This window comes from Rhodococcus sp. MALMAid1271 (genome assembly GCF_049195265.1).
GTDB lineage: Bacteria > Actinomycetota > Actinomycetes > Mycobacteriales > Mycobacteriaceae > Rhodococcoides.
In genome coordinates, this window is the sequence record NZ_JBMIRQ010000107.1 from 79,570 (window position 1) to 93,107 (window position 13,538).

Consider the following 13,538-nt stretch of genomic DNA (forward strand, 5'->3'; position numbering starts at 1 on the left):
CGTGCAGCACATGAAACCAGGCGAGCTCGTTCCCGATTTTTCCCTTCCGGACCAGACCGGGCAGACTCGAACGCTCACCGAACTCTTGACCGACGGCCCGATCGTGCTGTTCTTCTACCCGGCCGCATTCACCCCCGGCTGCACCGCCGAAGCGTGCCACTTCCGGGACTTGGCCTCCGAGTTCGCCGAGGTCGGAGCCACCAGGGTCGGAATCAGTGCCGACGCCGTCGCCAAGCAGGCAGAATTCGCCGCGTCGAAATCGTTCGACTACCCCCTGCTCTCCGACGAGGACGGCACCGTCGCCGCCGCGTTCGGGGTCAAACGCGGACTGCTCGCCAAGCTCTCTCCGGTCAAGCGCGCAACCTTCGTCATCGGCACCGACCGGAAGGTGCTCGAAACCTTCTCGAGCGAAGTTCGATTCGAAGCCCATGCCGACAAGGCTCTGGAGTACCTGCGCGCACACAGTTCTTAGGGTGCCGAACGAGGTGATGCCCGAGCGGGGGGAAGCTCGAGGCATCATGTGCAGATCACAACCATCTTGATCGAGAGGTTCCCCCGCGATGGAAGCGTCGGAGACATCGAAGGACACGGCGGAATCCCGTTGGCTCACCGAGGAACAGCAGAAGGCCTGGCGGTCGTTGGTCGCCTTGGTCACTCGGCTCCCGGCAGCACTGGACACTCAGCTCCAACGAGATTCGCAACTGACACACTTCGACTACTTCGTTCTCGCAGTCGTCAGCGAGCACCCACAGCGCCGCATTCAGCTCCGAGACTTGGCCGAATACGCCAACGCGTCACTCTCGCGGCTGTCGCATGTCGTCACCAAGCTGGAGAAAGCCGGATGGATTCGGCGCGAAAGCATTCCGGGGAGCCGCGGATCTCATGCCGTCCTGACCGACGCCGGAATGGACAAGGTCGTCGCATCGGCACCGGGCCATGTCGCTACCGTGCAGGCCCTGATCTTCGACGGGCTCACCGATTCCGAGGTCAGTGATCTCACGACGCTCAGTTCGACGCTGCTCGCGCAGTTGGACAAGGCAATCGCAGCAGGAACCGGTCAGGCCTGAGAATCGGGACCCAACAGAACGTCGGCGTCGAAGCAGGTGTGCGCGCCGGTGTGACAGGCCGCACCGACCTGATCGACGATCACGAGCACGGCGTCACCGTCGCAATCGAGCCGGACCTCGTGCACGTACTGTGTGTGCCCCGACGTCTCCCCCTTGATCCAGTACTGCTGCCTGGACCTCGAATAGTAAGTGCCCTTACGGGTTTCGATCGTGCGGGCCAGCGCCTGGTCATCCATCCACGCGACCATCAACACCTGACCGGTCGACCGTTCCTGCACCACGGCACTGAACAGTCCGGCATCGTTGCGTTTGAGCCTCGCGGACAAGCTCGGATCGAGTGTCATCGGAGAACCTCTTCGCTATCGGACAACGATGCGCTCGGCGCGCATCGCGTCCTTGACCTCGCCGATGGTGAGATCGCCGAAATGAAACACGCTCGCGGCGAGCACGGCGTCGGCTCCGGCGTGCACAGCGGGTGAGAAATGCTCGACGCGACCTGCACCCCCACTGGCAATCACCGGTACATGCACGGCCGAGCGGACGGCCGCGATCATCGGTAGATCGAACCCGGCTTTCGTGCCGTCGGCGTCCATCGAATTGAGCAGAATCTCCCCGACGCCCAATTCGGCACCACGCACCGCCCACTGCACGGCGTCGATTCCGGTGCCACGTTTGCCGCCGTGCGTGGTGACCTCCCAGCCCGACGGGGTGTCCTGCTGCCCCTGTGGAACGGTGCGTGCGTCGACCGAGAGCACTATGCATTGCGAGCCGAAGCGTTCGCTGAGCTCGCGAAGCAGCTCTGGTCGGGCGATGGCGGCGGTGTTGACGCTGACCTTGTCCGCTCCGGCTCGCAACAGACGATCGACATCGGTGACGGTCCGCACTCCCCCGCCCACAGTGAGTGGGATGAACACCTGCTCGGCGGTGCGGCTGACGACGTCGAGCATCGTGCCTCGGTCCGAGGTCGATGCGGTGACATCGAGGAACGTCAGCTCGTCTGCCCCCTGCGCGTCGTAGGCAGCCGCCAGTTCGACGGGATCGCCTGCGTCTCGGAGGTTTTCGAAGTTGACGCCCTTCACGACGCGTCCTGCATCGACGTCCAGGCACGGAATCACTCTGACCGCGACGCTCATCGCACCGGTCCTTCCAGATAGTCGACGGGGTCACCGAGTTCGGTGATCACCTTCAGCAGTTCGGCGTGCACCCCTGGCGCGCCCGCGAGCACCGATGTCGAATCGACCGTCCACGGCTCGCCGGCCAGATCGGTCACCACTCCGCCTGCGGCGCGCACCAGCAACGCACCGGCTGCGTTGTCCCAGGCCCGATGGCCGAACACCACGGCACCGCCCAGGACACCGCCGGCCGTGTAGGCCAGATCCACTCCAGTGGCGCCGTGCATACGCAGCCGCGAGGAATGCATCGACAATTGTTCGAGGATGCGGAATCTGAATCGGCCGGGTAGCGGGCCCCGACTGGCGACGTTGAACGCACCGAACCCGATCATGGACTCGCGCAACTCTTTCGGTCGTAGGCTCGGCAGGGCGACCCCGTTGAGCATCAGCGGGCCCTCGGCCACGGCAGCGAAGCGCTGATCCACCAACGGCAACCAGGTCAGTCCCAGGACCGGAGCGCCGTCGTCGAGCAACGCCAACAATGTTCCGGCCGAGGGCAATCCCGACGAGTAGTTGAATGTGCCGTCTATCGGGTCGAGCACCCAGACCAGACCCGAGTTCAGATCCGGTCCACCGAATTCCTCACCGTGAACAGCAATTCCGGTGGCCTCGTGCAACTCCGCGCTCAGGCGGCGTTCGAGTTCGAGATCGACCGCGGTGGCAAAATCGTCGGGGCCCTTCTGCAGCGCGCTCGGCGCGCCGACACCGGCGACGAACCGATCGTGGATACCGTCGAGCAACCCACCGGCGATCTCCAGTAGGCGAGTCGGTTCCTCGGGAAGGGTCATTCTTGCGTTACCGGGACACCGCTGCGAGGGCGTCCGGGAGGGTGAAACGTCCGGCGTACAGCGCCTTTCCGACGATGGAGCCTTCCACCCCGCGATCGACCAACCCGGCTATCGCCTCGAGATCTGCAATCGTGGACACGCCTCCCGATGCGATGACGGGCTTGTCGGTCTTGGCGCAGACGTCGGCGAGCAATTCGAGGTTGGGTCCGGTCAACGTGCCGTCCTTGGTCACGTCGGTCACCACGTAACGCGAGCAGCCATCGCGCTCGAGTCGGTCGAGAACCTCCCACAGATCACCGCCGTCGCTGACCCAACCTCGGCCACGCAGTCGGGGTGCGCCGTCGACGATCAACACGTCCAAACCGACCGCAACTCGATCGCCGAACTCGCCGATCGCGCGGGAACACCACTGGGGATCCTCGAGGGCCGCGGTACCGAGATTGACGCGGGCGCAACCGGTCGCCAGCGCCGCACGCAGCGACTCGTCGTCACGAATACCGCCCGACAGTTCCACCTGCACATCGAGCTCACCGACGACCGACGCGAGCAGTTCACGATTGGACCCTCGCCCGAACGCCGCGTCCAAGTCGACCAGATGGACCCATTCAGCGCCGTCGTTCTGCCAAGCGAGCGCGGCGTCGCGAGGCGACCCGTACTTCGTTTCGCTTCCGGCTTCTCCTTGAACGAGACGGACAGCTTCGCCGCCTGCGACATCGACAGCAGGCAATAAGACCAGGCTCACGTGCGATTATGCTACTGGCCGAACAGCAACGAACTCAAAACGGGTCGTCCCTGGGTTCGGCGGTCGCACCGCATCTGGCGGTGCACGCGCACCTACCCGAGTTCCTTGCGCGTCATGCGCGTGGACACCACGCCCATGGCCACGATCGCTCCGACGACCCCGGCCAGCGCGATGACCAGAGCAATGCCTGCGCTCGGTTGCAGTATCACGATCAGTGCGGTGGCAAGGGCCAGTACCGCCACCGCCGCGCCGAGTGCCCGGAAAGCCAATCGGCCGAGCGAGAACTCGCGCTCGCTCACACCGACCGGACCCAGTTCTCCAACAGCGCCGCACCGGCATCCCCGGACTTCTCCGGGTGGAACTGAGTGGCGGACAGAACCCCGTTCTCCACTGCGGCGAGAAATCGGCCGCCGTGATCGGCCCAGGTGAGCATCGGCGCAGCGAGGATCTCGCTGGGTTCGAGCTCCCATTGCTGGGCGGCGTAGGAATGAACGAAATAGAACCGGGTCTGGGGGTCGATGCCGTCGAACAGCACACTCTTCTCGGGTGCCTCGACGGTGTTCCAGCCCATGTGGGGCAGCACGTCGGCGTGCAGTCTTTCGACGGTGCCCGGCCACTGCCCGCAGCCCTCGGCTTCGACGCCGAACTCGACTCCTCGATCGAACAGGATCTGCATTCCGACGCAGATTCCCAATACCGGGCGTCCCCCGGCCAGGCGGCGCCCGATGATCCGGTCACCCCCCACGGCCAGCAGGCCCTCCATACATGCGGCAAACGCGCCGACACCAGGAACGACCAGCGCCTGCGCGTCGAGAGCCTCGTCGAAGTTCGAGGTCACGGTCACGTCGGCACCGACCCGGGCCAAGGCCCGCTTCGCCGAGTGCAGATTGCCCGAGCCGTAATCGAGCAACACCACAGAAGTCATGGGGAAAGTCTATCGGGGGTGCGCCGGGCGATCAGCGCCACCACCGCGACCGCGACAACCGCGGCCGCAGCTGCGGTGAATCCCGCGGTGTACCCGACGCTCGTGGCCAGTACGCCCAGTGCGAGCGCGCCCGCGCCGGTGCCCGCGTCGAAGCTGATATTCCAGACGGCGCTGGCATTGCTGTACCGAGCTGGGCCTGCCGCGTCGAAGGCCATCACCAGACTGTCGTTCTGGCAAGCGCCGTAACCGATCCCGAACACAACGGCGGCGACGAAGAACAGGGCCGCAGGCATGGCACCGAGCGCGGCGATCGCGAACACGGCGACCCCGACCGCTGCCGAGACCAGCGCGGGAACTACCGAGCGACCGATGCCGACGCGATCCGCAACCGATCCGGCGACGTACCGGCCGACGAGCATCGCTGCACTCACCACCGCCAACGAAAGGCCGATCATCGCAGCCCGGTCCGATTTGGCGATCGGCAGCAGACTGGTGATTCCCCCGTACGCTGCCGACACCGTGGCCACCGCGAGACAAGGAACGAGGAAACAACGCACCTCGAGCCGAACTCGTTCGGCGGTGGGCGGCCTTGCCGCAGGCCTGGTGGGAGGCAACAGCGCCACACCTACCAGTCCCGCAGCGGGCACTACGGCCCCGAGCACGAACACCGCCGTCGGACTCACCGCGAAGATCACCAACCCGAGCGGCAACGTGAGCACCTGCGCCAATGCGACGGCAATTCCCTGTGCGCCCGTGGCGCGGCCGAGCTGAGCAATCGGGGCCAGTTCGGCCACGATGGCCGCACCTGCCACGGTCAACATGCCGAAACCCGTCCCCCGCACCGCGGACACGGCCAGTGCCGGGACGGCCTCGACCGACACGATGAACAGCAACGCCGGAACGCCCAGCAGAAGGCACCCGGCGGCGAGCACCGCGCGGTGACCTGCTCGCTGCAGCATTCGAGGTACGAAGAGCTGCGTGATCACGGTGGTTGCCATGAAAATCGCGGTACTGGCCGCAGCCACTGCATCGGAGGCCCCGGACTCGGACACCGCCAGCGGTATCACCGGAAGCAGCAAGCCCCAGCCGCCGAACGCCGCTGCCCCCATCCCCATCGCGGCCGGAAGTCCGCGAATGGAAAACAGACCGCTCAACCTACGAGCGCGGGTCGTTCGATCACAGACTTCCCTTGGTGGAGAGAATTCCGGTCACGCGAGGGTCGTACTCGGTGGCCTGCCGCAGCGCGCGAGCAACCGCCTTGAACTCGGCCTCGGTGATGTGGTGTTGGTCCCGGCCGTAGATCACCCGGACGTGCAGCGCGATTCGAGCATTGGACGCCAAGGTCTCGAACACATGCTTGTTGATCACCGTGGAATACGGAACGCCCGGGTAACCGCCGATGACCGAGTGCACCATGTACTCGGGTTCACCGGTGTGCACGCAGTACGGACGCCCGGACACATCGACAGCCGCGTGCACCAGCGTCTCGTCCATCGGAATGAACGAATCACCGAACCGGGTGATGCCGGCCTTGTCACCGAGCGCCTGCCCGAGCGCCTGCCCGAGCACGATCGCGGTGTCCTCGACAGTGTGATGCGCCTCGATCTCGACATCGCCCTTCGCTCGAACTGTCAGGTCGAAGCGTGCGTGGGTACCCAGCGCGGTGAGCATGTGGTCGTAGAACGGGACACCGGTGGAGATGTCGACGACACCGGTGCCATCGAGGTTCAGCTCGACGGAGATGTCGGACTCTTTGGTGGTGCGCTCGATCTTGGCGATACGGGGAGCTGGTGTGGTCACTGCTGAGCCTCTGCTCTTTCGGTCGAAGCAAGTTCTGCGCTGACGGTGAGGAATCTGTCGTTCTCGTACACCAGGCCGATGGTGACGCGCAGATATCCTGCGATTCCGACGTCCCGGATCAGTACGCCTTCGTCGAGGTACCGCTGCCAGGTCGCAGCCGCATCGGTGAATCGGCCGAAGAGCAGGAAGTTTGCGTCGGACGGCACCACCTCGTAGCCCTGGCTGCTCAATGCACGGGCCACTCGGTCGCGCTCGGCGGCGAGCTCGGCAACGCTGCCGAGGGTGTCCGAGGCGTGCCGCAACGCAGCTCGAGCAGCGGCCTGCGTGACTACCGAGAGGTGATAAGGCAAGCGCACCAACAACATTGCGTCGACCACGGCCGGAGCCGCAATCAAATATCCCAGCCGACCTCCCGCGAAGGCGAACGCTTTGCTCATCGTGCGACTGACCACGATCTTGCTGGGGTAACTCTCGATCAGTCCGATTGCACTCACGGCCGAGGAAAATTCCGCGTAGGCCTCGTCGACCACCACGATGCCCGGCGCGGCATCGAGAATGCGACGCAGATCCGCCTCATCGATGCTGTGCCCCGTCGGATTGTTGGGGCTGGTGACGAACACGACGTCGGGACGACGCTCCTCGATTGCCTGCACGGCGTAATCGACGTCGAGCGAGAAATCTGCGCGACGCTTGGCCGGGATCCATTCGGTCTGCGTTCCCGAGGAGATGATCGGGTGCATCGAGTACGAGGGCACAAAGCCGAGTGCGGTGCGCTCCGGCCCACCGAACGCCTGCAGCAATTGCTGGAGAATTTCGTTGGAACCGTTGGCGGCCCACACGTTTGCCGCCTCGACCGAGAATCCTGTCGAGGTGGAGAGGTAGCGTGCGAGGTCCGTCCGCAGCTCGACGGCATCGCGATCGGGATACCGGTGCAGTTGCGTTGCGGCAACACGGACCGACTCGGTCACGTCGTCGACCAACGCCTTCGTCGGCGGATGCGGATTCTCGTTGGTGTTCAGCTGAACCGGCACGGTCAGCTGCGGTGCGCCGTACGCAGACTTGCCGACCAGAGCCGCACGCAGTGGCAGATCTTCGAGCGATACCGACTGTCCCAGTGCGTTGTTCACGATGTCACCTCGGCTGCCGGCCGCAGGCCCTCGAACCGCAACCGCACCGCTTCCCCGTGCGCCGGCAGGTCCTCGGCGTTGGCCAGCGCAATCACGTGCGCAGCAACGTCTTTCAGCGCCGCTTCACTGTAGTCCACCACATGGATCCCACGCAGGAACGTCTGCACACTCAACCCCGAGGAGTGACGGGCGCATCCGGCCGTCGGAAGAACGTGATTCGAACCCGCGCAGTAGTCACCGAGGCTCACCGGGGACCACGCGCCGACGAATACCGCACCGGCGCTGCGCACCCGCGCCGCGACCTCGGACGCGTCCTCGGTCTGGATCTCGAGGTGCTCGGCCGCGTAGGCGTTGACCACGGCCAACCCCTGGGCGACGTCGTCGACCAGCACGATCCCGGACTGGCTGCCGTTCAGGGCCGTGGCCACCCGCTCTGCATGCCGCGTGGACGGCATCTGCGCGTTGACGGCCTCGTCCACTGCGTCGGCCAGTTCTACGCTGTCGGTGACCAGCACACTGGCGGCCATGACGTCGTGCTCGGCCTGGCTGATCAGATCGGCTGCCACGTGGATCGCGTCCGCGGTGGCGTCGGCGAGAATCGCGATCTCGGTAGGTCCGGCCTCGGAGTCGATTCCGATGAGTGAGCGGCACAGTCGCTTGGCGGCCGTGACGTAGATGTTTCCCGGACCGGTGATCAGATCGACCGGTGCCAGCTCGCCGCCGTCGGTGTCTGTTCCGCCGTACGTGAGCAGCGCGACCCCCTGACCGCCGCCGACTGCCCACACCTCGTCGACGCCGAGAAGCGCCGCTGCGGCCAGAATTGTCGGGTGGGGCAGACCGCCGAAATCCTTCTGCGGCGGCGAGGCCACCACCAGCGAACCGACGCCGGCGATCTGCGCCGGCACCACATTCATCACCACCGAGGACGGGTACACCGCGTTGCCGCCTGGTACGTAGAGCCCCACTCGATCGACGGGGACCCAGCGTTCGGTCACGGTTCCGCCGGGTACCACCTGCGTGGTGTGGTCGGTTCTGCGCTGATCGGAGTGCACCAGACGAGTGCGTTCGATCGCCACCTCGAGCGCTGCGCGTACATCGGGGTCCAGTTCGGACAGGGCGCGGTCCACATCTTCCTGCGGCACTCGAATACGATCCGGCCGGACTCCGTCGAACTTCTCACTGAACTCGAGCGCAGCCTCGGCGCCGCGTTCGCGGACGGCGTCGACGACGGGGCGAACCTGATGCAGCACCGAATCGACATCCACTCCGCCTCGGGGAAGTGCGCCACGTAGTTCGGCGGTGGATGGAGTTCGTCCGCGTAGATCGACGCGGGCGAGCTCGATGCGGGCAGGCATAATGGGCCCCTTCGTGAAGTCGTGTCGGTGCCGGGGTTCGGTCGGATCAGTGTTGTCCGAACCACCAGGATAGTTCCACCGAATATGCCTCAGCCTCGCACGTCCCACAGATGATGAATCGGATCGTGAATGTAGTACGCGGCCAGTGACTCGACGGAGAAGTTCGATCCGTCGCTGCGCCTACCCGTCCGCTGTCTGTCCCCGGGAGGAACGGCGGCGAAGGCGTCCGCGAGCGCAGCGGCAGCGTCAGCGAGCTCTGCCGCCACCACCGCGGCATTCTGCTCGTTGTAGTTCTCGGCCAACGCGGTCGCGTCCTGATCCCAGTTGGCGAACTCGGGGTCGTGCTCGGCGAGGACCAGCGCCAACCGGGTGCGGAAGATCCGATGTACGTCGCGCACATGCGCGGCGTATTCGAGTGCAGACCACGTCGAATCATCGGGTCGAACGGCCACGTCGTCTCGGTCCAGAACCGCGACCCAGCGCTCGATGTCGGCGCGGATCAGCTCGGGGATGTCCTCGTACCGGACGGCGCTCGAGTCGAACCCGCAATCCGGGCAGGCTCGCTCGAGTACCCACGTCCAGTTCTTCGTATCGGGATCGATCGGCATGGTGGGAACAATAGATCAGGAACGACCGCGCCGAGTGTCCACAATCGGCACGGTCGTACTGCGATTGCACCGCGGACCTCCGATTGTGGCCACCCCGCGACGCCCGCCTGGAGTCACATGTAGCGGGCAGCCAGTTTCTGCAGGGTGCTCGTGATTCCCTGTGCGTTCTTCTGCGGCATCTTCAACCACTCCAATACCTTCGGAGCCTTGGCCGTGCCGTACTTGAAGCTCTCGGTGACCGTCGTCACGCCCGGCTGCTTCTCGTCGAACTCCCAGCGCCAGCTGTGACCCATCGGGTGCTGCCACTCGACGATCTTGTGCTTGTCCGCGTCGACGAACTCGGTGACGGTGCTGGTGATCTTGTACGGCACCCCGTACTGCTTCATGCCAACGGAGAACCTCGCTCCGGTACTGAGCCGTTCGGGGCCCCGAACGGTGTCCTTGACGGTTCCCGATCCGTCGAGTTCACCGTGCCGACGGGGATCGGCAACGATGTCGAACAGTTCGGCTGCAGGGGCCTGAACCTCGGCTTGTTTGCTGACCTGCTGATGTCCGGTATCGATGGTTCTGATCTCTGCCATCTCGTACGCGTACCCACTGCGAGCGATCCGACACCACCGGTCGAGCGGAATCCCAGTTGACCGACGTAGTTCAATGAACGCATGTCCTGGTCAGTGTGGCTCGCATTCCTCGGTGCAAGCGTCGTCATCAGTCTCTCCCCCGGCGCCGGTGCCATCGCATCGATGTCCACCGGCCTTCGCTACGGACTCCGCCGCGGGTACTGGAACATCCTCGGGCTGCAGATCGGTCTGCTGGTGCAGATCGGCATCGTCGCCGTCGGACTCGGGGCTGTTCTGGCCAACTCCGCGCTGGCGTTCACCGCCATCAAATGGTTCGGCGTTGCTTACCTGGTCTATCTCGGAGTTCGGCAGTGGCGGGCAGGCCCCACCGACGTCGCCGACGCGCCCGTGGTGGCCGATCGCGGAACGACGATGCTGATACGGGGCTTCCTCGTCAATGCCAGCAACCCCAAGGCCGTCGTGTTCATGGTGGCGGTGCTGCCCCAGTTCCTCGAGCCGGCGCAGCCACTCGTTCCCCAATACCTCGTGATCGCGGGCACGATGGTGGCGGTGGACATGCTGGTGATGACCGGCTATACCTCTTTGGCGTCTCGGGTACTGCGACTGATGCGATCGCACCGTCAGCAGAAGATGATGAATCGCTCGTTCGCCGGGATGTTCTTCGCCGCCGCGACGTTCCTTGCCACAGTTCGGCGGGTGACCCCGTGAAGAAGTACCGCGTGATCATGAAGAACGCCCTCGGCGGCGATCCGATTCCACTGGGACTGTTCGACACTCTGCTCGAAGCCAACACCTGGATCCAGGACGTCGGCAAACGGGACGAGCACGAACTCGGCACCTACACGGTAGAAGTGGAGTCGGGGGAACGGCCAGACGACCAGGAAGTCGTCGACGAGTGAGTCGGCGGTGCCCGTGTTCGAGTGGTGACACGTTCGACGCGTGCTGCGCGCCGTATCTGCGCGGCGATGCGAGCGCGCCGACGGCCGAGAAGCTGATGAGGTCTCGATTCACTGCGTTCGCCGTCGGTGACGCGGCCTACCTCCGCGCGTCATGGCATCCCGATACCGTTCCGGACGAGCTCGAACTGGACCCCGATCAGCGGTGGTATCGACTCGATATCGTCTCGATCGAGGCGGGCGGGCTGTTCGACGACGTGGGAACCGTCGAGTTCCGAGCGCACTACAAGCACCCCGAGGGGGCGGGGACGATGAGCGAGGAAAGTCGATTCGTCCGTACCGGCGGCCGCTGGCTCTACCTCGACGGACTGCTCTCGCGCTAGAGGTTGCGCAGCTTGGTCGGCCGGTTCCCTGCAGCACGACGCGCCTGCTGCTTCTCTTTGATCCGTTCGGCATCCTTGCGAACCTGGATCTGAGTGCGGCGCTCTCGAACGAGCCACTGCGGCGGGCTGGCGATGAGCTCGTCGATGGCGTCGATGGTCAACGCTTCGGTGACACCGCCGCGGGCCAGACCGGCGATCGAGACACCCAGCTTCTTCGCGATGACGTCGCGGGGAAATGGTCCGTTGGTCTGCAAATCGGTCAGCCACTGCGGCGGATCGCTGCGTAGGGCGTCCAGCTCGGACCGGCTCACCATCGAGTTCTGAAATTCTTCGGGTGCTGCGGGAAGGTAGATGCCGAGCTTGTTCGCCGCGGTCAATGGCTTCATGGTCTGTTGCTTGTTCTCCGGGCTCACCGCATCAGCTTATCCGGCACTGCGCGCTCTCGACGCCACGGTCGCTCGCGCCCCCGCTCGTCCCATAGGCTCGGGACGTGAATATCGATGTGCAGACACTGCGCTGGTTCGCGGCGGTGGCGCAGCAACTGCATTTCGCCCGCGCTGCCCAGTCGCTGGGAATCTCGCGAATCCGCCTGAGCAAGGCCGTGGTCGAACTGGAGGAGCAGCTCGGCGTCGAGCTGTTCGTACCGGGAGCCTCGCCCACCGAACTCACGGCCGAGGGCCGAGACCTGCTGGCTCGGGCGCTGGTGGAGATCGCCGAGGACGATAGACGTCTCGAGCGCGAACGGGTCACTGCGGCGGAGCCATCGACGTTCACCATCGGCTTTGCCGAAGGGGTGACGCTGACGAAGTGGACCCGCATCTGGGCAGATCGGTTTCCCGACATCGCGCTGTCGGTCGTGGCCACCACACCGAACTCACAGGTCTCGTGCCTGCGCGACGGAACGGTCGATGTCGGCTTCGTCCGTCCGCCCCTCGATCGCGACGGGCTCAACGCCATCGGCCTGTACCAGGAAGTGCAAGTCGTGGTGGTCCCGAAAGACCACCCGGTGGCCGCATTCGATTCCGTCACCGCAACCGATCTCGCTGACGAACATCTGCTTGCCGATCCTGCGACAGCACCCGAATGGGCTGCGGTGGCCACCGAACTCGTCACCGGGGATCGACCCGAACTACCCCCGATGAACTCCGTCGCAGAGACATTCGAGTACGTCGCTGCCGGATTGGGGGTGGCAATCGTTCCGCATTCGGTCGCCCGAATCAATGCCCGCAAGGACCTCGTGTACCGCCCGGTGACCGACATCGAGCACACCCAGATCGCGTTGGCCTGGGTCGCAGATCGTGAGAGCGAGCTCATCGAGGAATTCATCGGCATCGTTCGCGGGCGATCGACCCGCAGTTCACGCGGTTCAGCAGATGCGCCTCCGGCCAAGAAGAAGAAGGCTCACCCGTCCAAACCTGCTCGCCCCGTGGCCAAGACGAAAACGAACGCCCGGCGCAGCGGCAAGCGGCGCTGAACAGGCCTCCAGGAGACTTTCCGGTCCGTATAGGAACGTGTGTTCGAAAGGGTGTCGGTGGGTCGCGATAGATTTCCTGCATGCTTTCGGGGGACGGCGGATCAGGGGCGGACGGCATCGAGACGGTGCCGCCCGCCCCTGAGGTGTCCGACCCCGAACTATCGGTGTTGGTCGATCGTGTCGAGTCCGCGGTCGCCGCATTGACGGAACAGGCGTCGGTGTCGTGGACGAACGCCGACCGGCGCGCGGTGATCCAGCGGATGGAAACGGTGACCCGGTCGCTGACTGCGCACTCGTACACCTGGCTCAACGAACTCATCGCTCAACATGGCCTCGATGTGTATCCGGGGTCGGTGCCGGCGTCGGTGGCGTGGATGCTGCGGATCACCCCACGCGCGGCTGGGGCACGGGTTCGCCTGGCTGCGGAGTTGGGGGATCGCACTGCATTGTCCGGTGAGGTCCTGCCTGCGTTGCTGCCGCACACCGCCGAAGCATTACGGGCCGGGTTGCTCGATACCAAGCATGTGCAGATGATCCGCGAATTCTTCCGCCATCTGCCCTCGAGTGTGGACCCGCAGACCCGCGATCTCGCCGAAGAGCAGTTGGTGGGCTACGCATCG

General features: G+C 65.0%; 20 protein-coding genes. 7 read left to right on the plus strand and 13 right to left on the minus strand.

What is annotated here, in order from left to right; all coding sequences use genetic code 11:
- Nucleotides 1-10: 10 nt before the first annotated feature.
- Nucleotides 11-472, plus strand: coding sequence for a peroxiredoxin (locus tag ACOQFP_RS17685; RefSeq protein WP_206488712.1), 462 nt, complete (start codon nucleotides 11-13; stop codon nucleotides 470-472).
- 88 nt (nucleotides 473-560) lie between these two features.
- Entirely contained in the window at nucleotides 561-1,067 is a 507-nt protein-coding gene (locus tag ACOQFP_RS17690) for a MarR family winged helix-turn-helix transcriptional regulator (RefSeq protein ID WP_206488713.1), read from the plus strand.
- Here ACOQFP_RS17690 and hisI read toward each other — a convergent pair.
- The 12 genes from hisI to ACOQFP_RS17750 form a co-directional block, all read right to left on the minus strand.
- Nucleotides 1,058-1,411: a phosphoribosyl-AMP cyclohydrolase gene (hisI, locus tag ACOQFP_RS17695; protein WP_421585043.1), complete on the minus strand. Its 354-nt coding sequence runs from the start codon at nucleotides 1,409-1,411 to the stop codon at nucleotides 1,058-1,060. The two genes, ACOQFP_RS17690 and hisI, sit on opposite strands and share 10 nt — an antisense overlap.
- Before the next feature lie 15 nt (nucleotides 1,412-1,426).
- On the minus strand, nucleotides 1,427-2,200 hold the full coding sequence (gene hisF, locus ACOQFP_RS17700) for an imidazole glycerol phosphate synthase subunit HisF (RefSeq protein ID WP_206488715.1): 774 nt from the start codon (nucleotides 2,198-2,200) through the stop codon (nucleotides 1,427-1,429).
- A complete protein-coding gene (locus tag ACOQFP_RS17705) occupies nucleotides 2,197-3,027 on the minus strand; it encodes an inositol monophosphatase family protein (protein ID WP_206488716.1) in 831 nt (276 codons plus the stop codon). The genes hisF and ACOQFP_RS17705 overlap by 4 nt, the downstream gene beginning before the upstream one ends.
- A 7-nt stretch (nucleotides 3,028-3,034) precedes the next feature.
- Nucleotides 3,035-3,769, minus strand: coding sequence for a bifunctional 1-(5-phosphoribosyl)-5-((5-phosphoribosylamino)methylideneamino)imidazole-4-carboxamide isomerase/phosphoribosylanthranilate isomerase PriA (priA, locus tag ACOQFP_RS17710; RefSeq protein ID WP_206488717.1), 735 nt, complete (start codon nucleotides 3,767-3,769; stop codon nucleotides 3,035-3,037).
- 92 nt (nucleotides 3,770-3,861) lie between these two features.
- The gene (locus ACOQFP_RS17715) at nucleotides 3,862-4,068 is read right to left on the minus strand and encodes a hypothetical protein (RefSeq protein WP_341244890.1); all 207 of its coding nucleotides are present in this window, start codon (nucleotides 4,066-4,068) and stop codon (nucleotides 3,862-3,864) included.
- The gene (hisH, locus tag ACOQFP_RS17720) at nucleotides 4,065-4,694 is read right to left on the minus strand and encodes an imidazole glycerol phosphate synthase subunit HisH (RefSeq protein WP_341244889.1); all 630 of its coding nucleotides are present in this window, start codon (nucleotides 4,692-4,694) and stop codon (nucleotides 4,065-4,067) included. The genes ACOQFP_RS17715 and hisH overlap by 4 nt, the downstream gene beginning before the upstream one ends.
- Nucleotides 4,691-5,809, minus strand: coding sequence for an MFS transporter (locus tag ACOQFP_RS17725; protein ID WP_421585051.1), 1,119 nt, complete (start codon nucleotides 5,807-5,809; stop codon nucleotides 4,691-4,693). The genes hisH and ACOQFP_RS17725 overlap by 4 nt, the downstream gene beginning before the upstream one ends.
- A 61-nt stretch (nucleotides 5,810-5,870) precedes the next feature.
- Nucleotides 5,871-6,494, minus strand: a complete 624-nt coding sequence (gene hisB, locus ACOQFP_RS17730) for an imidazoleglycerol-phosphate dehydratase HisB (RefSeq protein WP_341244887.1) — start codon at nucleotides 6,492-6,494, stop codon at nucleotides 5,871-5,873.
- Entirely contained in the window at nucleotides 6,491-7,621 is a 1,131-nt protein-coding gene (locus tag ACOQFP_RS17735; RefSeq protein ID WP_421585044.1) for a histidinol-phosphate transaminase, read from the minus strand. The genes hisB and ACOQFP_RS17735 overlap by 4 nt, the downstream gene beginning before the upstream one ends.
- On the minus strand, nucleotides 7,618-8,976 hold the full coding sequence (gene hisD, locus ACOQFP_RS17740) for a histidinol dehydrogenase (RefSeq protein ID WP_206488722.1): 1,359 nt from the start codon (nucleotides 8,974-8,976) through the stop codon (nucleotides 7,618-7,620). The genes ACOQFP_RS17735 and hisD overlap by 4 nt, the downstream gene beginning before the upstream one ends.
- 89 nt (nucleotides 8,977-9,065) lie before the next feature.
- Nucleotides 9,066-9,584 (minus strand): DinB family protein, encoded by a 519-nt coding sequence (locus ACOQFP_RS17745; RefSeq protein ID WP_421585045.1) that lies wholly within the window; start codon nucleotides 9,582-9,584, stop codon nucleotides 9,066-9,068.
- A gap of 113 nt (nucleotides 9,585-9,697) precedes the next feature.
- Nucleotides 9,698-10,165 (minus strand): SRPBCC family protein, encoded by a 468-nt coding sequence (locus ACOQFP_RS17750; RefSeq protein WP_206488724.1) that lies wholly within the window; start codon nucleotides 10,163-10,165, stop codon nucleotides 9,698-9,700.
- An 81-nt stretch (nucleotides 10,166-10,246) separates the two neighbouring features.
- On the opposite strand from ACOQFP_RS17750, the gene rhtB reads away from it, so the two are divergent.
- From rhtB to ACOQFP_RS17765, 3 genes are read left to right on the plus strand one after another with little or no spacing between them, the layout of a single operon-like run.
- Complete coding sequence (gene rhtB / locus ACOQFP_RS17755; RefSeq protein WP_421585046.1) at nucleotides 10,247-10,873, plus strand: homoserine/homoserine lactone efflux protein; 627 nt, start codon at nucleotides 10,247-10,249, stop codon at nucleotides 10,871-10,873.
- On the plus strand, nucleotides 10,870-11,064 hold the full coding sequence (locus ACOQFP_RS17760) for a hypothetical protein (protein ID WP_421585047.1): 195 nt from the start codon (nucleotides 10,870-10,872) through the stop codon (nucleotides 11,062-11,064). Before rhtB ends, ACOQFP_RS17760 begins: the two co-directional genes overlap by 4 nt.
- Nucleotides 11,061-11,444, plus strand: a complete 384-nt coding sequence (locus tag ACOQFP_RS17765; protein WP_421585048.1) for a YchJ family protein — start codon at nucleotides 11,061-11,063, stop codon at nucleotides 11,442-11,444. The genes ACOQFP_RS17760 and ACOQFP_RS17765 overlap by 4 nt, the downstream gene beginning before the upstream one ends.
- On the opposite strand, the gene ACOQFP_RS17770 is transcribed toward ACOQFP_RS17765, so the two are convergent.
- Nucleotides 11,441-11,857 carry a DUF5997 family protein gene (locus tag ACOQFP_RS17770; protein WP_374222357.1) on the minus strand — a complete coding sequence of 139 codons (417 nt, stop codon included), beginning with the start codon at nucleotides 11,855-11,857 and terminating at the stop codon, nucleotides 11,441-11,443. The two genes, ACOQFP_RS17765 and ACOQFP_RS17770, sit on opposite strands and share 4 nt — an antisense overlap.
- Before the next feature lie 77 nt (nucleotides 11,858-11,934).
- Here ACOQFP_RS17770 and ACOQFP_RS17775 point away from each other — a divergent pair, with 77 nt between their 5' ends.
- Both ACOQFP_RS17775 and ACOQFP_RS17780 read left to right on the plus strand, forming a co-directional pair.
- Complete coding sequence (locus ACOQFP_RS17775; RefSeq protein WP_421585049.1) at nucleotides 11,935-12,918, plus strand: LysR family transcriptional regulator; 984 nt, start codon at nucleotides 11,935-11,937, stop codon at nucleotides 12,916-12,918.
- A gap of 80 nt (nucleotides 12,919-12,998) precedes the next feature.
- Nucleotides 12,999-13,538: DUF222 domain-containing protein (locus ACOQFP_RS17780; protein ID WP_421585050.1), on the plus strand; the 540-nt coding region annotated here is incomplete at its 3' end.